Source organism: Sphingobacterium sp. SRCM116780 (genome assembly GCF_021442025.1).
Lineage (GTDB): Bacteria > Bacteroidota > Bacteroidia > Sphingobacteriales > Sphingobacteriaceae > Sphingobacterium.
Map to the genome: position 1 here is coordinate 3,896,409 of NZ_CP090446.1, position 23,884 is coordinate 3,920,292.

General features: G+C 35.0%; 20 protein-coding genes. 15 read left to right on the forward strand and 5 right to left on the reverse strand.

Annotated elements, in window-relative coordinates:
* The 7 genes from LZQ00_RS16845 (at position 1) to LZQ00_RS16875 (ending at position 9,005) form a co-directional block, all read left to right on the forward strand.
* Positions 1 to 4,692 carry a DUF6443 domain-containing protein gene (locus LZQ00_RS16845; RefSeq protein WP_234510418.1) on the forward strand — a complete coding sequence of 1,564 codons (4,692 nt, stop codon included), beginning with the start codon at positions 1 to 3 and terminating at the stop codon, positions 4,690 to 4,692.
* Positions 4,693 to 4,812: 120 nt separating this feature from the next.
* The gene (locus LZQ00_RS16850; protein ID WP_234510419.1) at positions 4,813 to 5,151 is read left to right on the forward strand and encodes a hypothetical protein; all 339 of its coding nucleotides are present in this window, start codon (positions 4,813 to 4,815) and stop codon (positions 5,149 to 5,151) included.
* Between the two features lie 36 nt (positions 5,152 to 5,187).
* Positions 5,188 to 5,580, forward strand: a complete 393-nt coding sequence (locus LZQ00_RS16855) for a hypothetical protein (RefSeq protein ID WP_234510420.1) — start codon at positions 5,188 to 5,190, stop codon at positions 5,578 to 5,580.
* A 721-nt stretch (positions 5,581 to 6,301) separates the two neighbouring features.
* Positions 6,302 to 6,655, forward strand: coding sequence for a hypothetical protein (locus LZQ00_RS16860; RefSeq protein ID WP_234510421.1), 354 nt, complete (start codon positions 6,302 to 6,304; stop codon positions 6,653 to 6,655).
* A 137-nt stretch (positions 6,656 to 6,792) separates the two neighbouring features.
* On the forward strand, positions 6,793 to 7,143 hold the full coding sequence (locus LZQ00_RS16865) for a hypothetical protein (RefSeq protein ID WP_234510422.1): 351 nt from the start codon (positions 6,793 to 6,795) through the stop codon (positions 7,141 to 7,143).
* Positions 7,144 to 7,312: 169 nt separating this feature from the next.
* Positions 7,313 to 7,744, forward strand: coding sequence for a hypothetical protein (locus LZQ00_RS16870; protein WP_234510423.1), 432 nt, complete (start codon positions 7,313 to 7,315; stop codon positions 7,742 to 7,744).
* 268 nt (positions 7,745 to 8,012) lie between these two features.
* Positions 8,013 to 9,005, forward strand: a complete 993-nt coding sequence (locus tag LZQ00_RS16875; protein ID WP_234510424.1) for an aspartate-semialdehyde dehydrogenase — start codon at positions 8,013 to 8,015, stop codon at positions 9,003 to 9,005.
* A gap of 263 nt (positions 9,006 to 9,268) precedes the next feature.
* Here the strand turns inward: LZQ00_RS16875 and LZQ00_RS16880 are convergent, their stop codons facing one another.
* Complete coding sequence (locus LZQ00_RS16880; RefSeq protein WP_234510425.1) at positions 9,269 to 10,273, reverse strand: Kelch repeat-containing protein; 1,005 nt, start codon at positions 10,271 to 10,273, stop codon at positions 9,269 to 9,271.
* A 6-nt stretch (positions 10,274 to 10,279) separates the two neighbouring features.
* Positions 10,280 to 11,647: a DUF4270 family protein gene (locus LZQ00_RS16885; RefSeq protein ID WP_234510426.1), complete on the reverse strand. Its 1,368-nt coding sequence runs from the start codon at positions 11,645 to 11,647 to the stop codon at positions 10,280 to 10,282.
* 121 nt (positions 11,648 to 11,768) lie between these two features.
* On the opposite strand from LZQ00_RS16885, the gene LZQ00_RS16890 reads away from it, so the two are divergent.
* The 5 genes from LZQ00_RS16890 (at position 11,769) to LZQ00_RS16910 (ending at position 17,119) form a co-directional block, all read left to right on the forward strand.
* Positions 11,769 to 13,199, forward strand: a complete 1,431-nt coding sequence (locus LZQ00_RS16890; RefSeq protein ID WP_234510427.1) for a sensor histidine kinase — start codon at positions 11,769 to 11,771, stop codon at positions 13,197 to 13,199.
* A 5-nt stretch (positions 13,200 to 13,204) separates the two neighbouring features.
* A complete protein-coding gene (locus tag LZQ00_RS16895) occupies positions 13,205 to 13,879 on the forward strand; it encodes a response regulator transcription factor (protein ID WP_234510428.1) in 675 nt (224 codons plus the stop codon).
* A gap of 9 nt (positions 13,880 to 13,888) precedes the next feature.
* Positions 13,889 to 14,479 carry a bifunctional nicotinamidase/pyrazinamidase gene (gene pncA, locus LZQ00_RS16900; RefSeq protein ID WP_234510429.1) on the forward strand — a complete coding sequence of 197 codons (591 nt, stop codon included), beginning with the start codon at positions 13,889 to 13,891 and terminating at the stop codon, positions 14,477 to 14,479.
* Between the two features lie 267 nt (positions 14,480 to 14,746).
* The gene (locus LZQ00_RS16905; protein WP_234510430.1) at positions 14,747 to 15,289 is read left to right on the forward strand and encodes a TetR/AcrR family transcriptional regulator; all 543 of its coding nucleotides are present in this window, start codon (positions 14,747 to 14,749) and stop codon (positions 15,287 to 15,289) included.
* 123 nt (positions 15,290 to 15,412) lie between these two features.
* Positions 15,413 to 17,119 carry a glycoside hydrolase family 3 protein gene (locus LZQ00_RS16910; protein ID WP_234510431.1) on the forward strand — a complete coding sequence of 569 codons (1,707 nt, stop codon included), beginning with the start codon at positions 15,413 to 15,415 and terminating at the stop codon, positions 17,117 to 17,119.
* 111 nt (positions 17,120 to 17,230) lie between these two features.
* Here the strand turns inward: LZQ00_RS16910 and LZQ00_RS16915 are convergent, their stop codons facing one another.
* Positions 17,231 to 19,375 (reverse strand): carboxy terminal-processing peptidase, encoded by a 2,145-nt coding sequence (locus LZQ00_RS16915; RefSeq protein ID WP_234510432.1) that lies wholly within the window; start codon positions 19,373 to 19,375, stop codon positions 17,231 to 17,233.
* Positions 19,376 to 19,571: 196 nt separating this feature from the next.
* On the opposite strand from LZQ00_RS16915, the gene LZQ00_RS16920 reads away from it, so the two are divergent.
* Positions 19,572 to 20,309: a dienelactone hydrolase family protein gene (locus LZQ00_RS16920; RefSeq protein ID WP_234510433.1), complete on the forward strand. Its 738-nt coding sequence runs from the start codon at positions 19,572 to 19,574 to the stop codon at positions 20,307 to 20,309.
* 58 nt (positions 20,310 to 20,367) lie between these two features.
* On the opposite strand, the gene LZQ00_RS16925 is transcribed toward LZQ00_RS16920, so the two are convergent.
* Positions 20,368 to 21,471, reverse strand: coding sequence for a tetratricopeptide repeat protein (locus LZQ00_RS16925; protein ID WP_234510434.1), 1,104 nt, complete (start codon positions 21,469 to 21,471; stop codon positions 20,368 to 20,370).
* A 228-nt stretch (positions 21,472 to 21,699) separates the two neighbouring features.
* Between LZQ00_RS16925 and LZQ00_RS16930 the strand changes: the two genes are divergently transcribed.
* Both LZQ00_RS16930 and LZQ00_RS16935 read left to right on the forward strand, forming a co-directional pair.
* Positions 21,700 to 21,909 carry a sulfatase-like hydrolase/transferase gene (locus LZQ00_RS16930; RefSeq protein WP_234510435.1) on the forward strand — a complete coding sequence of 70 codons (210 nt, stop codon included), beginning with the start codon at positions 21,700 to 21,702 and terminating at the stop codon, positions 21,907 to 21,909.
* Positions 21,910 to 21,981: 72 nt separating this feature from the next.
* Entirely contained in the window at positions 21,982 to 22,173 is a 192-nt protein-coding gene (locus LZQ00_RS16935; protein WP_234510436.1) for a hypothetical protein, read from the forward strand.
* Positions 22,174 to 22,218: 45 nt separating this feature from the next.
* On the opposite strand, the gene LZQ00_RS16940 is transcribed toward LZQ00_RS16935, so the two are convergent.
* Entirely contained in the window at positions 22,219 to 23,802 is a 1,584-nt protein-coding gene (locus LZQ00_RS16940) for a DUF3843 family protein (RefSeq protein WP_234510437.1), read from the reverse strand.
* Between the last annotated feature and the right edge of the window lie 82 nt (positions 23,803 to 23,884).

A 23,884-nucleotide genomic window follows, 5' to 3' on the forward strand; every position in this document is an offset into this window, starting at 1 on the left:
ATGAAAATATTAACAAAAACATTCTTATTGTTCTCCCTGTTGGTTCATATCCATGATGTGTATGGTCAGGTAGATACTCTGGATGCAAATAAAAGAGTACAGAAGATACCGATGGGAATACAGGCTCTTGCAGGAGAATCTTCTCTTGTATTACAACCCCCAATAAATAAACCATCGATCAGTTATGGTAGCGCACGCACGTTTACCCCCAACGAACAGATCGACTGGTCTCCAACGAATAGCGGTGGAGATGCTGAATTTGTGGTGACGGTGGAACAAACAATAACAGGTTATTACAATCCGTTGAATACAGCCATGGGGTCCGATGGATCACTATACATTGCCAATGCAGGTTACCACTCGATCATGAAGCGAACCTCTGCGGGTATAGAAACTGTTTTTGCTGGTGGAAACTCTACTATCTGGGATTATGTTGACGGTACAGGAAGCACAGCCAGATTCCGACACCCCAGTTCCATTGCGATTGATGCAGCAGGCAACCTGTTTGTGACCGATCAACAGAACCATCGTATCCGTAAGATCACTCCAGCAGGAGTGGTTAGTACCTTTGCTGGAAACGGGACTGCAGGAGCGACAAACGGTACAGGAACGGCAGCTTCCTTCAACAATCCGATGGGACTGGCATTTGATGCTTCGGGGAATCTCTATGTTGCAGATGGTATGAACAACTTGATCCGTAAGATCACAACTGCAGGTGTGGTCAGTACCTATGCCGGAAGTGGAACCTTGGGACTTCAGGACGGTTCACTGTTAACCGCACAGTTTAACAGTCCGATGGGATTGGCCTTTGATAGCAATGGTGATCTATATATTGCAGACAGACAGAACCATGCTGTTCGAAAGATTTCAGGTGGTACAGTGAGTACGGTTGCCGGTAACGGAACTTTCGGTAATGTGGACGGTCAGGGAAGTGCCGCACGGTTCTATGCACTAAATAATCTTGTAGTCAAAGATGGCAACATCTATCTAGTGGATATGAACAACAATGCACTTCGGTATATTTCACCTACAGGAGCTGTAAAAACAATCTCAACCAGTGGGATGCTGAGCAATCCATTCGGGATCTCCAGAACTTTGGACGGAAAATATTACATTACCGAGAATCTCGCCAACCAGATGAAGAAAGTGGCGGTTCAGGCAGCATACAGCATCAGTCCAGCACTACCTACAGGACTTGTTTTCGATGCCTCCACAGGGAAAATTAGTGGTAAAACGGCTACCTTAATGGCGGCGAAGAACTATACGGTCACGGCTTTAAATGCCATTGGAACATCAACTGCAACAGTCACCTTTTCCATCGCTGGTCCCCCCGTAGTTAGCTTGCTTCCCACTACCAATCAGAATTACGTGATTGAGCGTACAGTAAGAAAAGCGGGTCTTAAAACTGTAGCAACTGTAATAGGAACACCAGTTGACGATGTCAATATATCTGTACGATACTTTGACGGTCTAGGTAGGGCTTCTCAGTCCATACAATGGCAAGCAAGTCCATCGAAGAACGATATTGTACAATATGTTGAATACGATAAATTTGGAAGGGAAAGCAAAAAGTACCTACCTTATGTAAAGAATTCAATAAAAGATGGAGGATTTAAAACATCCCCAGTAGCAGATCAACTAGCCTATTACGCAACGACCAATACTTGGGATGCTCATGTCAAAAAAACAACCACACCATATGCTATTACCGTTTTCGAGAACAGTCCGTTAAATCGGGTACAGCAACAAGGAGCACCTGGAACAGCTTGGCAGCCTGCTGTCAACAGAGAAACAGTAGTTGCTACTTCGACCACAGGTCATACGGTTGTGACCAATGATAATGTCAATACTATAAATGATGTCAAGGCTTGGACTGTCAATACGACAAACAATGGAGCTGCCTCCACATTTTATGCTACTGGAAAGCTGTATAAAACGACCATCAAGGATGAGAACTGGATAAAAACTACGGGTAAACAAGGAACAGTTGAGGAGTATAAAGATTTTGAGGATCGTATTGTGCTGAAGCGGGTATGGGAAACAGATACCAAGAAATTGGAGACTTATTATGTATATGATGATTTTGGAGATTTGTGGTATGTGATCCCTCCGGGATATACCACAACCACGGTCACAGATAACAATGCCGATTTTAATGAACTGATCTATGCTTATAAGTATGATAGTAGACGCCGTTTAATCGAGAAAAAGATTCCTGGAAAGGGTTGGGAATATATTGTGTATAACAAAAATGATCAGCCTATCCTCACTCAGGATGCGAATCAACGGGGCAGAATGGAGTGGAGCTATACACGTTATGATGCTTTTGGTCGGGTAACCACCTCAGGGCTTTATATCAATACCAATGCAACACAGTTGACCAGGGTGCAGATGGAAAATTATGTAAATACGCATGTAGGACCATTGTTTGAAATCCGTAATGGAGCAGCCAGTTATCCGACACCATCAACTACTTTCCCTACAGCAGGTACGGGTATCACGATCAGTCCGCTTTCGGTGAATTATTATGATGATTACAGTTTTACTGGTGCAACAACCTTAGTTGCCCAAGGAGTAACCAAAAGTCTACTGACCAAAAGTCTACTAACTGGAAGTTTGGTTTATAAGGATGATGGTACAGCACCTCTATTGACGATAAATTATTATGATGACTATGGGCGTGTAATCCAGAGCGCTTCACAGAATCATATCAGTGGTACGGACTATGTGACCAATACCTACAATTTTCCCGGAGAACTGTTGACCAGTAAACGTGTACATACCCCAGCTACAGGAACGGCAACAACAATCCTGACAACCAACGAGTACGATCATGTGGGAAGATTGGTGCAGACCAAGAAAAAGGTGAATGCCCAGACCGAAATCATCCAGAGCAAGCTTGCTTACAATGAGATTGGTCAGGTCAAAAGCAAGGGTATCCATAGCGAAAACAGTGGTACAAACTTCCTGACCAATGTGACCTATGCATACAATGAACGTGGTTGGGGAACTAAGACATCAGCTCCTCAGTTTACCTATGAGCTGAACTATAATTTGAACAGTGCAGGAGCGGTATTAACAACTGGTGCACAGTACAATGGTAATATTGCCCAGCAGTTATGGGGACATGCTGCAACCACCAACAGTACTTTTGTCTATACGTATGATGCCCTCAATAGGTTGAAGAACGGAAGGAGTACAGGTACGGTGATGAGTGAAGCTTTGACCTATGACGATATGGGTAATATCAAAACCTTGACTAGGGACGATAGTACGACGATTAACTACGCTTACAACAATGCAAATAAGAGCAACAGGTTATTGAGTTTGACGGGCGGATTAACAGGATCGTTCACCTATGACCTGAATGGTAATGCAACTAAGGATCGTACTGGTATGCTGTTTACCTACAATCAGTTGAATATACCGAAGACTGCAACAGGAACAGGCAGGAGCATTGCCTATCTGTACGATGCGACAGGAACCAAACTGAAAAAGACAGCAACGGTAGGAGGTATCCTGACAGAGCAGAACTATGTGGACGGAATAGAATACAGCAAGCTTGGGACAGCTGCAAGTGCAATCGAACGGATTGCCACAGAAGAAGGTTTTCTGTTGAACAGTTCTGGAACTTATACTTACCATTACAATCTGACCGACCATCTGGGTAATGTTCGTTCTGTGATCAAACGAGAAACAAGTGCTACGGTTCCAGTAGTTGTGCAGAAACAAGATTACTACCCATTTGGTAAGACTAAATCTATTGCGAACAGTGTAAATAATAAGTATCTTTATAATGGCAAAGAGATGCAAAGTGACCTGAATATGGGTACGCATAGCTTGGGAAGTATTTATATATTGGAAGGGCAGTCTGACTATGGTGCAAGGTTTTATGATGCAGAAATCGGAAGGTGGAATGTGGTGGATCGTTTCGCTGAGAAGTACGTCAATAATTCTCCTTATACATATGGTCTTTTAAATCCAATTAGTCACATAGATGTTAATGGGGATAGTATATGGGTTACTCGAGAAACAATAAAAAATGGAAAACAAATCACTCATATTAATACTATACATATTACAGGGAAAATAATTAAGATGGGTAGTAGTTATATGACAGCAAATAAATATGCTGCATCATTGAATAAGAAATTAAATAGTCAAAGTGGCTCTACCACCATAATGGGTGAAAAGAATATCCATAGAATACAAGCAAATTTTACAGGTGCTTCTTCCATGAAGGAGGTTAGTAAAAGTGATCATTTAATTGTATTGGTAGATAATGTTCTTGGTAAAGGAGATCTAGAATTAGGTGGTAATAATGCTGTTGGATTAGCACAGAGAGGAGGAAAAATAGCATATGTTGAACTCGGTAGTGATAACATAGTTCAAACCGGGTTTCATGAAGTTGGACATTTGTTGGGTTTGGGACATCCCTCAAGAAATTCATCTCTAAATAATCCATCTAATCCAATGTCATATTTCGGTGGTAATTCAAATTTTTCAACAATTCAACTTTCATCTATGCTAATACCTATTGAAGCAGGTATGTTAAATCAGTCTTTTAATAGTGCAAAAATACCAGCAAATCAAGTAGGAAAATATAATAATGTTAGCACTAATGCAAAACCGTTTAACAATGTAGGTGCCGATCGTGTAATCCCCTTTCCAATTTCTAACCCTAATAAATAACGTATGAAATTTTACATGTTATCCTTGATATCTATAGTTTTGCTTTCATGTTCTAACCATCCAAGTAAAATAATTGGAATATATTTTGATCCATCGTATAGTCAAAAAAATAAGTACTATATGAAAATATCAATTGACAAAAAGATTCTAATAGATACTGTAATAAAAAATAGTAGAGTTAATTCAAGTATTTTGTTAAAACAAAATAATATCACAGAAGGCGAACATGAGATAGAAATTAAAATAAATAATTTAGATACTTTGTTGGTTAAATATATTAATACAAATCAAAATTTATTTATAAGATATGATGATCAAGAGTTATTTAATGAAAAGTTTAATGAAGTTAGGAGAAGTCTTTCTGATAAAAATAATAGAACAAGAATTATTGATAGTTTGAAAGTAGAATTGAATAAAGGAACTTTTGATAAGATTGTATTTGAGTTCGTAAATGATTAAATACTATTTTAGTAAATAATAAAAACAAAATTTGGAGTGTACCGCAAACTGTGTGGTAGTGTTTCCATTGCATATAATACTTCCAAAGATGTAATAACTCCACAAGGTTATGCTGGAGTAACGATATCTGTTGGAGTTGGGGCAGATGTTAAAATGATAGCAGGAGGAGGTATAAGTGTTAGTACTTTTAGAGGAAGCAAATCTGAAGTACCTGGTTGGAGAGGAGTATCAATAGGGGCGAATGTTGGCGTAGGAGCAGGTGGTAATTTAGGAGGGGTAGTTGGTACAGGGGCTCAGACATGGTTAATTAATGATGTTAAGCCTACTGCTCAAAGAGGATTTCTGGACAAGTTCAATAATAAGATAAACCCTATAGGTTCTGCCATATCAACTGGAACGGAGGCTAAATTAAGGGAAATAATGCGATGAGATCTTTAGATAGTCTGTGATTGAAATTAGAATTCTTAATAATTAGAAATAAAAATGAAAAATTTAAAGTACTTGGTATTGATTATTTGTTTGATGGCTTTTTCTTGGGTGCTATATCATAATTTTCAGTTATCAAAGAAAGAGATTACGACATCTAATAGATTATTACATAATAATGTTGCATTTGAAGGTATAATCGTTAGAATTCAAAGGTCGAATAACCATGCTTTTGGAATACTTGAATTAAAACTCCTTAAATCCAATGTCAATGACTTCTATAAAAGCATTGATCATAATGAATTTAAGGGAATTTACCCATACAGAATTAAGAATGATTTAGCGGAATTATATACTACAATTTCGAACGATATAAAAGTCGGCAATTCTGTAAAAGTGATTTCAAATGATCTAATATTATCCTTTTACCCTTCAAAATGGTCATCAAGAAGGCGATCTATACATGATATCCGAAGGATATAATTTAAACTATGTGCGCGAAAATACAAAGTTTAAATAAGGTAATGGTCAAGACGAGTTTTAATATCAATAGATTATGGCGCTAGGTTCGCAGCTTGTCCCGATTTATCGGGAATGCAGAGAGTGAAAGGTGAAATGTGAGTAAATTGGATCTGTTTCCAAGTAGCAATAGTGAAAATATTGTTAAAGTAAGCATAATAAGTGAAAATCAAATAGAAATATCATCTTTTAGTAGAAAAGGATTATGATCAATAACTTAACTGTTTTTGAATTGGCTCTTCTCTTTGCACTTGCAGAGAATTGTCCGAGTTTGTATACTCATATAGATAAATTGAGTGTTACAGAAAGAGAATGTACTGGTGTTGGACAATATATTTTTTTAAATTATAAAAATGAAATTGACCTTATCTTAATTTCTGAAGATGTCTTATCTGTTGATAAGTTGATTGAAATAAGTGAACTTGAAGTAGGATTAGGATTTGTTGGGAATGTCAATGAGGGAAAATTGAGTAATATAGAGATTTTTGTATATGGGTCTGATGATTGGAATTGTGATTATACAGGTTTTCAACTCAAAAATTTAAGGTTGTCCCAATAGAAAACAACAGTTAAATTTATATTATACAAGTATCCCAATCTTTCATCAGATTGGGATACTTGTATAATATTTGATCTAGGATATCATTTTAGATACTCAGACACCTTATTTATATAAAACCTAATAAATTTAAATAAATGGAAATTAATAAAGAACATGAGTTGATAGTATTGTCTAAAGTATTAGATATAATTCGATTTCATATTATAAATGATGAATCAAGCTATTTGGCACAGAGCCCCATAACTACAGAGTTATATTTAAAAGTACGAGGGGAATTGTCAAATCATTTACACCAAATGGGTTATAATGAGAATCAAGAGTTTTATATTGAAGATTTTCCTAAAAAATTAGAAGCGATCATTTTTCATATCAAAAATGTGGAAAATTGGAATATTTTGACTTTAGACACTAGGAGTGAGATCGTCTTAGGGTTAATAAAACCTTTTAGGGTACATAAAGAAACTTTTAAAAAATTATTAAAATGATTGCCATGAACTTATCTAGATACACTTCATTAGAAGACCATGTAAAAATAGTGACAATAATTTATTCGAATGAATCAATAGGGAGTAGAAATAGCTAATAGCTTGGAGTTCTTTAAAGGAATCGGAATCTTTCGTAAAATGATGATCAGATATCAAAAATAGTTGTGTTATGAAATTGAAATTATTTATTATTTTTTTTGTAGTAGTATCTTGCTTATTAGGTTATGATCAAACACGATCATTTTATGAAATTTCTGAAGGGAATTATATAACGGTTTGGAAAAGATTAGGAGGTAAGTGTTATATTGTTTTTGATAAATATTATGGAATAATCAAACCAAGCGATTGGGTCGAAACAACTAATTCTAATGCTATCACTATCATAAAGAGCCTTTCGACAGAGTTTGATTATGCTCTTTCAAATGATCATGGAGAATCTGTTTCTATAAATTCTACTAGAAAAATTGATTATTATGAGTATGAGTCCAGAAGTCGTTTTGTCAATAAATATTATAAAGATGGGAAAATACCTAGTAGTTGTGGATATCTGCAAATAGATATTAAAGAAAATTTGGCTATTGTTAACGGAGTAATACAATAAGTAATCTTTTAACCCGTTGGGTGTAATAGTACCTAAGTTTACGAAACAGAAATAAACAAAGAATTAGTATAGACAGGCTTGAGTGAAGTTGTTTTTTAGTGGTATTTTATAAAATAGACTAATATTTGTTGATATTAATACAATTGTCTTGATTTTTTGCAATTATTGATAATAATTAACACTAATTTCGTAAGTTTGAAAAACTAGTATATTCTAAATTTGAATATAATTAATACATTTTATAACAATTTAAAGAAAAAGTAACAAGATGAAAGTCGCAGTAGTCGGCGCAACAGGCCTAGTAGGTACTGAAATGTTAACAGTGTTAGCAGCGCGCAATTTCCCAGTTTCAGAATTAATTCCAGTAGCTTCAGAGCGTAGTAAGGGTAAGGAAATTGATTTTAAGGGAAAGAAGTATAAGGTGGTTACACCATCTGAAGCTATTGCTTTAAAACCGGATGTTGCTTTGTTTTCTGCAGGCGGTAGTACTTCGTTAGAGTATGCGCCATTATTCGCAGCAGCAGGAATCACAGTTATTGATAACTCTTCTGCTTGGCGTATGGATCCAACGAAAAAATTGGTCGTACCAGAAGTAAATGCAGATGTTTTAAATGCTGAAGATAAAATCATTGCCAATCCAAATTGTTCAACAATACAGATGGTAGTGGCTTTAAAACCTCTTCATGATAAATATAAAATTAAACGCGTTGTTGTTTCTACTTATCAATCCGTAACGGGTACAGGTGTGAAAGCTGTTGATCAACTGATGAATGAACGTGCTGGCAAGAAAGATGGAGAAAAAGCATATGCGTACGAAATTGATTTAAATGTCATCCCGCAAATTGATGTTTTCCAAGATAACGGTTATACAAAAGAAGAAATGAAAATGATCTTGGAGACAAACAAGATTATGCGTGATGATTCCATTAAGGTTACGGCAACTACGGTACGTATTCCTGTTATGGGGGGACATTCCGAATCATTGAATATTGAATTTGAAAATGATTTTGATTTGGCTGACGTTCGAGCAGCATTAGCAGCACAGAGTGGTGTTATTGTCGTTGATGATCCTGCAAATTTGAAATACCCGATGCCTAAAGATGCTCACGGTAAAGACGAAGTATTTGTGGGTCGTATTCGTCGAGATGAGTCTCAGGATAAAACGTTAAACATGTGGGTCGTTGCAGATAACTTGCGCAAAGGAGCAGCAACAAATGCCGTTCAAATAGCTGAAGTATTAAAAGAAAAGGGATTAATTTAATCATCTTATAAATAAAAAGATAAAGGGAAGTAATTAACAATTACTTCCCTTTATCTTTTTATAATCTCAGGGTATTTCACCCTTTGATAAATCAATATGTTTATATTCAATACTTATCTTGATTTACGATTTATAGCATCAGACACTGATACATGAGGTGACTATTTTTTTTGATAACAAGTAGTGATACTCAATATAAATAAAAAATGTGCTGAAAGTTTAACCCCTCAGCACATTTTTCAGTTATATTATCTGTGTGTAAACTATTTTACTGGTACAAATTTCCAAGTATCATAGAATTTGTTTGTTCCGTTCATACCTGTTGTAACATATCCCACATTATCAATAGTAAATGAAACAGCATCTTGTCTAGCTGAACCTTGGAAAACCTGATTATCAGAGTTCCAAACATCAGTAGAAGGATTGTATTCCCAGATCGTGTTGATAACAGATGATTTCTTTCCACCTACTACGTAAGCTAAATTATTCAATACAAAAGCAGAAGTATTTGAACGAGTTAAATTGTATGTATAAGAATTGTCATCGCGATTCAAATCATTTAATTTAGTCCATTTCGTACCATCAAATTTAAAGAAATCTTCAGGATATGAACTGTTATCAATTCCGCCGCCTATATAAGCAACATCATTGATTACAAATGAAAATCCATATCTTCTGTTAGACTCTAAAGGGCTATCAACTAAAGTCCATGTGTTAGCTGTAGGATTGTATTTGTAGAATGTTTTAACATTCGTATCGTTGTCATTTCCTTTAGAACCAGTACCTACATATCCATAACCACCGATTGCAAAGGCAACAGCACCATAACGTGCTGCATCAGCAGGAAGGTCAGCAATCTTCATCCAAGTGTTAGCTGAAGCATCATATTTATAAAAGTCTGTTAATGCATTTGTTCCATCAAAACCAGTACCCACATAACCACTGTTACCAATTGCAAAAGCAACTGCATTGTTACGAGCAATACCTGGGAAATCAGCTTTTTTAGACCAGGTTCCTGCGGAAGCACTATATGCCCAAGTATCAGTTTTTCGAACAGATACTTGACCTTCTGTTGCAATACCCGTTGTTACATAAGCAATATTGTTAATTAAGAAAGATACTGCCCCACTTCTTGCGCCACCATCGAACGCAGAACCCCTAGTCCATTCTGTTACTTCGTCTGAAGTATCATTGCTTGATTTACAGGAGTAAGTAGAGAAAGTTACGACGCACGCTAATAATATTAGTAGCCAATTTTTCTTGTTCATAAACTGTTAAAATTTAGTATATAAGATGTTTAATTTTATTTTGGGTTTTTTATTTGAATCCTTTGCTACAATAAGTCTATCGGTTTTTGAGAATAGACCTGTTGTAGGTACACTCAGGAATAAAGATGTATTGTAGTAGCTTTCTTTTTTAATATTGTTTAAATACTCTATTAAATTAAAGGTATACTTTGCATTCGCTCCAACGTCATTTGATGCGGCATACCCTGCTTGTTGTACAGTTGTTGTATAAGGTGAATTCACCATACTTACCGGATTTCCTCCAGCGTTTGCTACCATTAAGATTAAACTTGTCGGTGCTTTAAAGAATGAACTGTAATATTTACCCTCTGTCTCTATAACGAGTTCTGCCTTATTAATCGCTACAGTTGGATCATTAACTAATGCTAAAAGTGTCGGAAAATTTAATTTAACTACAGTTCCAGTACTTCCTTCCAAAAAAACATCTCCTTGTGTTGAACTACTTTTTAATTCAGGATTTACAAGACTTAATCCGTTAAATGAAGTTCCAGAGCGATCTGCTTCTACATTATTGAATTGGTAAGACTTACTTGCTAAATTAAATTTTGCTACTCGATTTACTTTAAATCCTTCATCATTCACTAAATTATAATGGATTTGCATAAATACCGTATCTTGATAACCGATAACAGCTGTATTGTTATTTCCAGGTACTAGTGCTATTCCTTTGAAAAATTCAGCAAAATTATCATTAGAAGAAATATTTATATTTCCGTCTTTAATATATGAAAATAATGTGTTTCCTAAATTGTTGTTTAATTTAATAGAAATTGAATCTAATTTATTGACGAAAGGTTTGAATGATAAAGTGCCTAAAGCGGTTGGATCATATGCAAATTTTTGATTGTTATAAATGGCTGCCCCACTTACAAAGACAGGTCTTTCGTTAATATCGGATCCAGAATTGACTTCTTTTAATGTAATTTGCTCTGTTAATCGGTGAACTGAAATTGTCTGATTTTGAGTTGTATCACCATAATAATATTTATTTGGCTTTAATACGAAAGTAATGGAGTCATATACAGCAGCAGTTGGTATAGATGCTGTCGTGATATCACCAATACCAAGACGCATATAAGATGTAGCACTAACAGAACCTGTTATCGCATTTGAATTTTTTCCAACAAGAACAACACCCGTTGCAGATGTTGGTACATCATCTAATTGATAAGTAGCGACATTCACTTGAATGGAGTCAACAGGAACAATTCCCATAGATTCATCTCTTGAATTGTCTAAAGAGAGCGAAATATCTTTATTGCAAGCCATAAAGGCTGTAAGTAATAGTGCTGAGAATAAAAATTGAATACTACGTCTCTTAAAATTTTTTATCATGCTTAAAAATTGAATAATGCAAATGTAATCAATGCGCATTGTTAATCAGTGTTATATTTTGTTAAATATGGTTAATTACCAAGCTAAATGCAAATCTAGTAATTTAAATTTGTTTTTAATTATGGCAAATAAGTTTAAATTATTGATAACTCTGTCAGTATTGACCGGGATAGGTATCATCAGTATTCTAGCAATATGGTTGTACGGAAGTTACAATAACCGTCTAGAGTTATTCCTATCTTCCGCCGAGAGAAGTATGTTCAATGTTGTACAAGATGTTTATCAGGCCCATAGTAATGACCTAAAAAGTAATCAAGGAGGTGTGTTGGGGAAATTGCGAAAAGAGCTAAAAGCGAAATATACAGATACAGAGATCGACACATTGTTTAAAGATCTGATACCGCCTAATTTAGAAGATAAATTATCGAAATCAAGAAATAAAGAATTTTTTCATAAAGAATTTAGACAAAAGTTGTTCAATGGCAGGTCAAGTGGAGAAATGATACCTCCGTTTTTATTTTTACAAATAAAGGTATCTCCAGAAATGATCAAAGAGATAAAAGCTAAATTTGATGCGGCATTGAAGTCGAAAGGAATAGCCGCAAATTATACAATCGAAATCGAGGCTTTTCCTAGAGATAGTTTAATGGCGGTACGTAAAGAATACCGAGAAAAAAAACTATCCTGGACTCGACCCATATTAATAGATCCAACTAATAGTAAGTTTTTAGTCGTTAAATTTGACCATGTTTGGAAAGATTTACTTTTTGATCTAGGGTGGCAATTAGGTATTTCTATCCTTTTAGTCAGTATTTTTATCGGATCATTTATTTATCTATTTAAAACTATCTTCCGACAGAATAGGTTAGCCGAGATGCGTAAAGCATTTGTGAACAATATGACACATGAGCTGAAGACACCTGTTTCAACCGTGATGGCTGCTGTAGAGGCTATACAACTATATGGTGTTAAAAATGATCGTGAGAAAATGGACCGATACTTAGCCATTTCAAGAAAAGAATTGGATCATCTTGCCGCTATGATTGAACGGGTTCTACAGATGGATGTAGATGAAATTTCTGGTGTTAAATTGGATAAAGCGCAGGTTGATTTAATTCAACTATTTAAAGATGCATCAGACACATTTAAAATCAATGTCAATAAGGATGTTAATATCATATTTGACTTTCTTGTTGATGAAATATGGATACATGCGGATGGTTCTCATTTAAGAAATATCATTAATAATTTATTGGAAAATGCAATTAAATATTCGGGAGATACGGTTGAAATTACAATTTCAGCTCGTGAATTTAATGACTATATAGAATTTAGTGTTTCAGATAATGGTCAGGGAATCTCTCAAGCATATCATAAAGAGATTTTTAATATGTTTTTTAGAGTTCCAGAGGGAAATTTACATCAGGTAAAGGGATTTGGAATAGGGCTAGCCTATGTACGTCAGATTGTTCAGCAACACGGAGGAAAAATTACAGTAAAAAGCAGCTTAACTAAAGGCAGTACTTTTACAGTGAAGTTACCCAAATTATAAGAATTATGATTGATATATTGTATGTAGAAGACGAGGCCAGTTTGGCACTGATTGTTTCTGACAGTTTAGAAGCCAATGGATTTTCAGTTAGACATTGTCAAGATGGACAAAAGGCCCTACGTTCATTCGAAGAACAAAAGCCAGATATCCTCTTGATCGACATCATGATGCCAGTTATGGATGGTTTTACTTTGGCTACACAGATTCGAGAAAAAGATAGTCAGGTACCTATTATTTTCTTAACAGCACGTGTACAGACAGAAGATGTTGTTAAGGGGTTTCACATAGGAGCGAATGATTATTTAAAAAAACCTTTTCGTATAGAAGAATTAGTTGTTCGTATAGAATCATTACTAAAAAACAGTCCAAAAAAGTTATTTAATCAAAATTTAATGATCGGAGACTATATATTGGATAGCCTAAAACAATCTTTAAGTTATAAGGACGAAGTTATTAAACTATCTTATCGTGAAAGTGAACTTTTAAGAAGTCTGTATGAGAACCGCAACCAAGTGATTCCACGTGAGGATATCATGAAGACCTATTGGAGTTATGATAAATATTTTTCAGGAAGAAGTCTTGATGTTTTTATTAGTCGTATACGTAAATACCTAAATAAAGATGCTCGCATAAAAATAACAAATATTCGAGGAATAGGATATATGCTTTCGGTCGATTAAATTTCAGTCATGAAAGCACTGATCATCATCGACATGCAACACGACTTCTTGGAGAAGGGGCGGTTATACGTTCCTGCTGGAGAAACTATTATTCCTGCTATTAATCGTATACAAACAGATTACGATTTAGTTGTAGCAACACAAGACTGGCACCCTGCTCATCATAAAAGTTTCGCGAGTCAACATGCAGGAAAGAAGATCTATGATGTTATTGATCTAAACGGTTTGCCACAGGTATTATGGCCTGACCATTGTGTGCAAGGAGAAGAAGGGGCGAAGCTGGATGATCGTATAGTATGGAATCGGGTGGAAGCTATTTTCAGAAAAGGAATGGATATTGAAATTGATAGCTACAGTTGTTTTTTTGATAATGGAAAACGGAAGAATACAGGTTTGGATGCTTATCTGAGAGGTCGGTCAGTAGATGAAGTCCATCTATGCGGATTGGCTGCTGATTATTGTGTTTACTATTCTGCTGAAGATGCTTTAACATTAGGATACCAAACACTAGTTTTGAAAGATGCTACCCAAGCCATCAATCAAGATGAATATAGTATAAAACAAGAAATATTACGTGAAAGAGGAGTTCAGTTTTTATAAATAGCTTTTTAATTTACGGATTTCATAAACATTACAAAGGCTTTTTTAAAATTGCTGAAAAGAGGAATCAAGTTCATTTCAGTTTATGGAACTTCCTTTCTCACTATAGCACTGATTTTTGTTTTTTGTAGTAAGAGGCAACCCATGTTCTTTCAATACCATGGCTTTTCAGGATTTTATATAAAAATTATTATTTTTAGTTACAATTGAACTCGTTTGACAAAAAAGAATAAATATATTTGTAAACTGAAAAAATGTGAATAAAAAATGAAGGATAGTGTATTGAGTAGAAAAGAAAAAATTATGCGAGAGGCTTTGAATTTATTTTCAGAGCAAGGCTACGCTGATACTTCTACGAAAGCTATCGCTATGAATGCTGGAGTTTCCGAAGCATTGATTTTTAAACATTTTGGAAATAAAGATGCATTATTGGTTTATTTAATCAAGGCAGGATATCGTAAAGTGTTGACACATCATAAAGGAATGATGACCTACGTGGACTCAAAGGACTTTTTGCGTAAAATGATTAATTTACCCAGTAAATTGGTTGCTGATGAACCTATTTTTTGGAAATTACAAGAACGCCTATCTCACCATCCATTTTCAAGACAACAGCATGAACAGTTTATGAAACCTGTTCAGGCGATTATTGTTCGGGCATTCAAAGAACTTGGTTATAAGAACCCAGATTTAGAAACAGAATTTTTGCTTATCGTTATTGATACATTATGGAAAAAAGAAGCAAATGGTGAATTAGACCATGCCATGGAACTCGCAATATTATTAGAAGAGAAGTATAATTTAATCTAGCATTAGATTTTTTTTGCACTTTTAATGCAAGTTTGTGCATGTTTTATCAAATTTGTTGCACAAACTGTTTTCTATTGTCTAAAAAATACCCGTTATTAGTAACTATAATTATAAAAACTATTTATGTTAAAAAAACTAGCATTAGCTGTTGTCGCAATGGCAACATCTATCCCTTTTTTACAAGCACAAGACAAGAAGGATTTTGTCACGTATATTAATTCGCCGCATACATGGGTTGACTCTGTCTTTAATACATTAACACCTAAAGAGCGGATTGCTCAATTATTTTTGGTGAGAGCGCATACCAATCTAGGTCAAAAATATATTGATTCCGTTGCTCGAGTGATTAAAGATGAGCAGCTTGGAGGATTAGTTGTATTCCAAGGTGGACCACTTCGCCATGTGGATATGTTTAATAAATACCAAAAATTGTCAAAAGTTCCCCTATTGATTACCTATGATGGGGAATGGGGTTTGGGTATGCGATTACCTGATTCAACCTTATCGTATCCTTACCAAATGACTTTGGGAGCCGTTCAAGACAATAAATTGATTTATCAAATGGGGCAACAAATTGCAAAAGATTTTCACCGAATAGGCATGCACTTTAATTTTGCTCCCGTAGTCGATATTAATAATAATCCTAAAAATCCTGTTATCGGTTTCCGCTCTTTTGGAGATAATAAAGAAAATGTTGCGAGAAAAGCACAGGCTTATATGGAAGGAATGATGAATGGAGGAATTATATCCTCACTAAAACATTTCCCTGGACACGGTGATACAGATGTAGATTCGCATCATGATTTGCCTCAGTTAAAATTTTCTAAGGAACGTTTGGAAGCTTTAGAAATGTTTCCATTTAAAGAATTAATTAAAAAGGGTGCTCCAGCTATTATGGTTGCACATATGAATATCCCAAGTTTGGATCCAACTCCAAATATCCCTTCATCCATTTCCAAACCAGTAGTGACGGGTATTCTTCGTGAAGAATTAGGTTTCAAAGGGTTGACTGTTACGGATGCCATGGATATGAATGGAGTGAAGAAATTTTTTCCAAATGGAGAAGCAGATGTGATGGCGATTATTGCTGGACATGATTTGCTAGAAGTTTCTGAAAATAGTAAACGCGCTATAGATTTAGTCATGAAGGCTATTCAAGAAGGAAGAATTCAACAAGGAGATGTAGATGCACGTGTAAAAAAAGTATTAGCTTCTAAATTATGGTTAGGATTAAATCATTACCAAGATGTCAATCCAGCAAATTTATACGCAGATTTAAACAGTGCATCCGAAAAACAACTGATTGATCAACTGGCAGAAGCATCTGTTACCGTTTTGAAGTCAGTTGCTAAAATTAAAACATTCCAAACAGCTGAAAAGACCACAATTGTTAATATCGGATTGAAAGCTCCTGCCGCATTCCAAACCATCATGGCAAATGCTTTATCAAACGAAAGTCAATATTATGTAACGGATGAAACGAGTGAAGATGATTTAAAGCGTATTTTGAAAGAGGCAAAGAAAAATAAACAAATTATTTTAGCTATCCACGATGCGCGCTCCCGTCCTCGTCCCGAATTGCCAGCAAAAGATGCTGTTAAACGCTTAGTTAAAAAACTAGCTAAAAAATCAATTGTTACCTTCTTCACCAATCCATATGCTATCGATGGGTTTAAAGGAATTCAAAAAAGTAAAACAATCATAATGGCTTATCAAAATGATGATTTTATGCAAAGAGCCGTAGCAAAGACTATTTTGGGTCAAGTAGTTGCAACAGGTAAACTACCTGTTACTATTAATAAAAACTTTAAATATGCAGATGGTAAATAATCAGTAGTGGGTAGATGAACCCCATGTCTGTTCTGTAGAATTTTTCGTCCAATAATAAAAATGGCTTGTCTGGAAAGACAAGCCATTTTTGTATTTAATCATTCGTTTTTATTATTTCTTTTCTTGGATGATAAAGTCTGTCATAACCTTAGCACTTTCATCTTGTACAAAATCAAAGTCCATCTTTGGTTGAGGTTTACCCTCTTCCCATAATGGTAAGCCTCTTTGTTTTAATAAAGCATTGACGCGGTCTCTATTTTTCTTTTGATTATCATCCCGTTCTTTTTTGAATTTGTCTATTTCAAGAGGAATCTTTGTTTCTTCATCGCGTTTTTCAAACTCAGCAATATCTTCCAATAATAACCTGTATTCTACAGAATTTTTCATTCTCGCCTCATGTTCTTGTTCTAATTTTTTATTTAAATTAGTCAAATCAGCTACTTTAGTAAAATTACTTGATTTAATTTGATCCCAAGGCAAAGCAGACGGTTCAGAGCTCTCTCCAAATTTTTCTGCCGAATATTGCGTTGGGAATGATACATCTGGACTCACTCCTTTATGCTGTGTACTACTACCATTTATTCGATAGAATTTACCTAAGGTTATATTAATTTGTCCGAATTCTGGAGCACCACTAGGGGTGTCAGGATCCTTTTCACCTTGTGCCTTTAATAAAAGCTTGCTTGAAGGGCTGATAACACGAGACATATCTACAGCAGATTGTACAGTACCTTTACCATAAGATTGAGATCCTAAGATGACACCACGACCGTAATCTTGAATCGCCCCAGCAAAAATTTCTGAAGCTGAAGCAGAGAAGCGATTGATCATGACACCTAATGGTCCACTCCATGCAACACCTGCATTTTTATCTTCTTCTACATCTACTGAGTTTCGGACATCACGTACCTGTACAACGGGACCTTGATCAATAAATAAACCTGTTAGATCGATCGCTTCAGGAAGGGAACCTCCTCCATTAAAACGCAAATCAATCAAAACGGCATCTACCTTTTCCTGTTTCAATGTATCCAATAACAAACGGACATCACGAGTGGTACTTTTATAATTTGGATCACGTTTGCGGTAAGCCTCAAAATCCATATAAAACTTAGGAATGTTGATAACGCCAACTCGGTAGTTTTTGCCATCAGCACCTTTTATATTTAAGATTTCTTTCTTAGCGGACTCTTCAGCAACGACTATACGTTCACGTGTAAGCGCTACAATTTTTGGATGAGCAGTGATTTGTTGACCAGCAGGTATGATTTTCAACCGAACAACAGTACCAGCAGGACCTTTTATTTTCGCTACTGCAGCGTCTAATCTCCATCCGATAATATCTTCAAACTCTCCATCTTTTCCTTGTGCAACCGCAACAATTTTATCATTAATAGCGATGCTTTTATCTTTAAATATTGGGCCTCCTGGAATGATTTCGCTAATGGTTACCATTTCATTATCAATCATCAATCGGGCGCCAATTCCCTCGAAAGTATTAGCCATGCCTTCATTGAATGCCTGTGCAAAAGATGGATTAAAGTAAGATGTATGTGGATCTACAGCATCTGTCAATGCAGTCATAATGACCTGAAAAGCATCATTTGAATTTATTTTTTTCGCTTGGGATATCAAATTATTATAACGCTTACGTAACGTTTCTTTTTGTTTAGTTTCTGTACTATCTGTTTTTTTTGCAGCAGTCATTTCTAAACTTAACAAATCATATTTTACTCGTTGTCTCCATTGTGTATCTGCTTCTGATGAATTTTTGAACCAGCTTAATTTTTCACGACTAGGGACATAATATTCATCTAATTTGAAGTCCTGTTTAACATCAACTTGTTTTAAAGCATATTGCAAACGCTCTAAGTATCGGTGAGAATAAACATTGAAAATATGAAAGGCCGCTGATAGATCTCCTTGACGGAAATCTTGCGCTATTGTATTCTTATACTGTTGAAATTCATCAATGTCGGATTGCAAAAGATAATTTTTCCCTTGATCTAAGCTTTTAATTAAGTTGTCAAATATAATTTTAGAAATGGAATCATCCAATTGTACTTTTTTGTAACTGGTGGATTCCAATAAACCAGCAACTTCTTTCGCGATGACTTCATGTTGTGCAGTTGGTTTTAATCCATTGTCTACATCGTTTAAATTAACACGCGGTTTTGAGCCACAGGAAACAATGGAAATAACAAAAAGGGTAAATATTAGCTTTTTAAACATATTTTCTATAATTTTAATAGTCATTTTGATAATTGTAATACAATAAAAATAGCGCTTTAAATCCAAAGAGCTAAATTTAAATAAATTCGATTCATAAATATGAACAAATCAAAAATTTATTTGATAAATCTATAAGATTTAATTTCGTTGTAATTATAACTCATTTAAATGAAGTTAAGTATCTTTAAGAATAAACAAATTAATCTGTAATAAGAATGTTATGAAAAATTTAATTATGTCAATTTTGTGTTTTTGTATTGTGGATAGTGGCTTTGGACAAGTTAAAACGATCAACTATCAAGATGGTGATCAATTATTGAAGGGCTTATTGAATAACGATGCAGGCGACGGAGCTCCTGGTGTTCTTATATTACCGGCTTGGATGGGCATAGATGATGAAGCTATACAAGCTGCAGAACAACTGAGTAAAGAAGGATATATCACATTTGTTGCTGATATTTATGGTGAAGGTAACAAACCAACAAATGCATCAGAGGCAGGACAACAGGCCGGTAAATACAAAAATGATTATGAAGCATATCAACGCCGTATTCGTTTAGCATTAGAGCAATTGGTGCGTGGAGGAGCTAGCCCAAGGCGTTTGGCAGTAATGGGGTACTGCTTTGGCGGTACAGGAGCTTTAGAAGCTGCGAGAGCGGGTTTTGAAGTACAGGGAGTCATTTCTATACATGGTGGACTAGGAAAAGGAACTCGACCAAATGGACCATTGAAAACGAAGATATTGGTACTACATGGAGCTGCAGATCCACATGTTTCGGCAGATGAGGTTGCTAATTTTAGAAGTGAGGTGGAAAATGCACATGCCGATTGGCAAATGATTTACTATGCAGATGCAAAACATGCATTCACAAATCCTGCCAGTCCAGATTTTCAACCATTAGCGGCTCAACGTTCTTGGAAGCATTTAATCATCTTTTTACAAGAATTATTTAAGTAGCAGGTTGCCGCTTGGAAGATTGAGAAGGGGCAAAAGTTAAAGATTAGTAGCATCAGTACTAATCTTTAACTGTGTCTAATTCAGATTTTAAACTTAAAAAAGCTTGATAAGTCTTTTCTGCCTCATCATAATCTTTTAAGTGTACGTAGACTTCCCCAAGTTTATCCAATACAGCCAGCTCGAGTGGTCTGTTGTTTTCTTTCTTGGCCAAAGTAGTTGCCTCTAAAAATTCTTTTTTGGCAATCTTAAAATTTTTATCAAGGAGTTTTGAATAACCAAGTAAATATTCAATTTCGGCCAATTCATTTGGTAACTCCTTCTTATTCGAAAGTTCCTGTGCTTGTAATAAGAACCATTGTGCCTCCGTATATTTATTTTGGTCAAAATATAGTTGTGCTAGATACTCCCAAGCACGTATTTTTCCTTCGTAATCCTTCGCTTTATTATAAAGAGGAATAGCTTTTCTAATGATATTTTGTTCGGCTTCTTTATAGTTTTTTAGACCACTTCTTGCTAATGCAATATGCATCCAAGCATTCGCTTGATCTTTATAATTTTTAGTGCCTACAGCATATTCATATTGCTTTTGAGCAAGTTCTTCTGCCTTTTGGAAATCTCCTAAGTATAACCAAGTGCTCGTCAGGTTATGTTGAGCTATAGATTCGTCGGATTTACTCAACTTAATTGCGTTTTTAAAATAATCTTGTGCTTGTGTAAGTTCCTTATTTTTAATTGAAAATATCGCAGCCTCATTTAAAAGAGCAGAATTGGTATTTTCATCATAGTTCTGTCTGGTTTTCACTAATAACTTATTCCATGCATCTGTATTAGTCGGCTTAGGATTAATTAAATATTGATATTGTCCAATAGATAAACTGCTCCTGAGTTGAAGGAGTAATCTTTGAAATTGTAGCTCTTTATTTATTTTTTCCCCGATATCTTTTCGATCATCGCTATTATATATTTCGATCAATTGTTCTGTTCTCGACTTTGGAGGAGGAAGAAAATAAACTTTTGGACCTATGCCCTTAAAATCAACGTTGTATTTTTTAATTGCACCAGTATAGTCTTTGCGAATATCTTGGGAAAAACACATGGAAGTTACTCCTAATAATGAGGCAAAGATTATTCCTATTACTTTCTGAGATTTTATATTGACCATTTGTTATTTACCTATTGCTAATTGAAATTTTACAAATATGTATAAAAAATATGTGAAATATTGTTAAAGTAAATACTTGCCTTGAGAAAAGGTTATTTAAATAAGCTCAGACATGCATCATCATAAAACAATTAAAGAACAGTCATTTAGATCAATAAAAATGATATGATGTTATGGATGATATTTAATAGTTTTAAAGACCGCATAAATCTATACTTAATTTATCTTATGAAAAAAATAGTACTATTTGTGATTATTATCATGCTGACAAATGTCACAATAGCAAAAAAAAAGCATAGTCGACCCAATATTGTATTTATTATGACGGACGATCTCGGTTATGGTGATTTAGGAGCTTATGGACAAAAATTAATCGAGACTAAACATTTGGATGATTTAAGTAAATCTTTTGTCCCAACACTTTTTAGGAAAGGATAAGGAACAGCAACACAATTCTCTTTACTGGGAATTCCATAAGGATGGTGGTCGTCAAGCAGTAAGAAAAGGGGATTGGAAACTGATTCTACAAAAAAAGTCAAAAGTGGAAATCCAATTGTAGAATTATACAATTTAGAGCGTGATGCACAGGAACAGTTTAATGTTGCAGAGGGTAATCCAAAAAAAGTAGAAGAATTGCGTGAGGTTATTGCACAAGCTCATTTGGAAACCCCAAATTTTCCATTGCTGACTATACAGCAATAGTTAAGATAATAATAGAAAAGGAGCTTTAAAGCTCCTTTTCTATTATTATCTTATAATCAATTGGGGCCGGTTGTGATAAGTGTCACTCTTATAGAAACGCAATAGAAAATCAAGTGTTTTCATATCCAAATGATAAAAAAACTGTTGATTTATTTCTGCCTGATACAATTCATAAAAATGTGAAACTAATCCTACAGAGAAAAATTTCTGAACTAATAATTGTAATAGATTTTGAGCATAGGGAATTAATACATCTTCATCCTGCACAAAAAAAGGATTATGCTGAATTGGAAATAAGTTTTCAATTCCTCCAAAAAACTCCAAACCCAATTTTGGATTGAAGAAAGCGGTGACAATTGTATTTTTTGGAACATCGGATGTCGAATTTTGTTGATCATCAATCTGCGGTAAACCAACTTTCTTACGATATTTTTGTGTCAAATCATGAATAAGGGATTGCATATTCGACTCTTCGACAAATGCCAATAAACCATTATGGTCTTTAACAAATAGATTTTTCAAGTCTTCGATCTGTTTTTCAGCTTGTTCGATATGCGTTCTTTTACCCCTTAGTGATTCTACCAAATATGCTTGATCCATTTCCTGATTAGCTGTCAGATCAATCTGGTCTGCTTCGACAGCAGACATCATGCCTGATAGGTTCCAAGCATCTTTCCAGGGAATGATTTCCATATAGAACAGTTGTGAAGAAGAAGGTTCTTGGAAGTTTTGAATCGAATTTTGGTTGACCAAGAAAGTTTCGCCTGTTGTCAAGTGCTTTAGTTGTAGGCGTTCTTCCTGCAATTTTTCAAATTCAAAAAAGCTATCGATCCGGTTTCCGATTATTCTTACGCTCTCATATTGCGGATGTGTCGTTTCTAGCATAGAAGAAACAAATTCACAAGATTTCAAAGCCAATAAATGTAGACGGAAGAAAATAAAATGGTTATCGCGTACGCGGAAAGTCATTTGATTCAAGTAAGCAGGATCATGCTGGTAGCGACCTAAGTCAGCAATATCCATATGTTGCATCAAACTGTTATAGTAATAACCTCCTGTAATATAGTTGGTTGCAATTACCTTTTCTGCAAAGTTGCGAACTTCAAGGTAATTAGCATCTACCGCCAAAGTATACTCTTTTTTTAGTAACATATTTTCTGGAGCGACTTCATAATGTTCTTCCAAAACGGCATAAGCCAAATCTGTTACCAATTCTAATAATCGACCATTTTTATCTAAAAAAAGATGCGGATTTCGTTCACTAAAGAACAACCAAGATAATACCAATACATCTTGAGAATTGATATCTTCTGGAAAATAGTCGACTAAATCTTGATCTTCAAAAAAGGGTAACATCTTCCCATATAGACTTTGATGCTCCTTTCGGAAGGCATGAAAGAGCTTTGTGTCAGAAATTACATCTTCTAGGTAACAGGTTAAATAAATACTTAGTGTCTTTATTATTTCAGGTTTGATGAGTTCATTTGTCTCTTCTTCTTCAAACCATAGTGTACGCAAAGCATCATGTATTTCATTGGCTACTTGTAAATAATAACGATCTGAATCTGATCTTCCCTGATAAGGATGTTGTCCTAGCCAATCCTGTATATAAATGCGATTTTTTTTCATTAAAAATAAATTATTTATGAGTATAAGTTTTCATTTGTATAAATGAGCTCGTTTTACTCCTGATAGCTTCTTATATTAAATG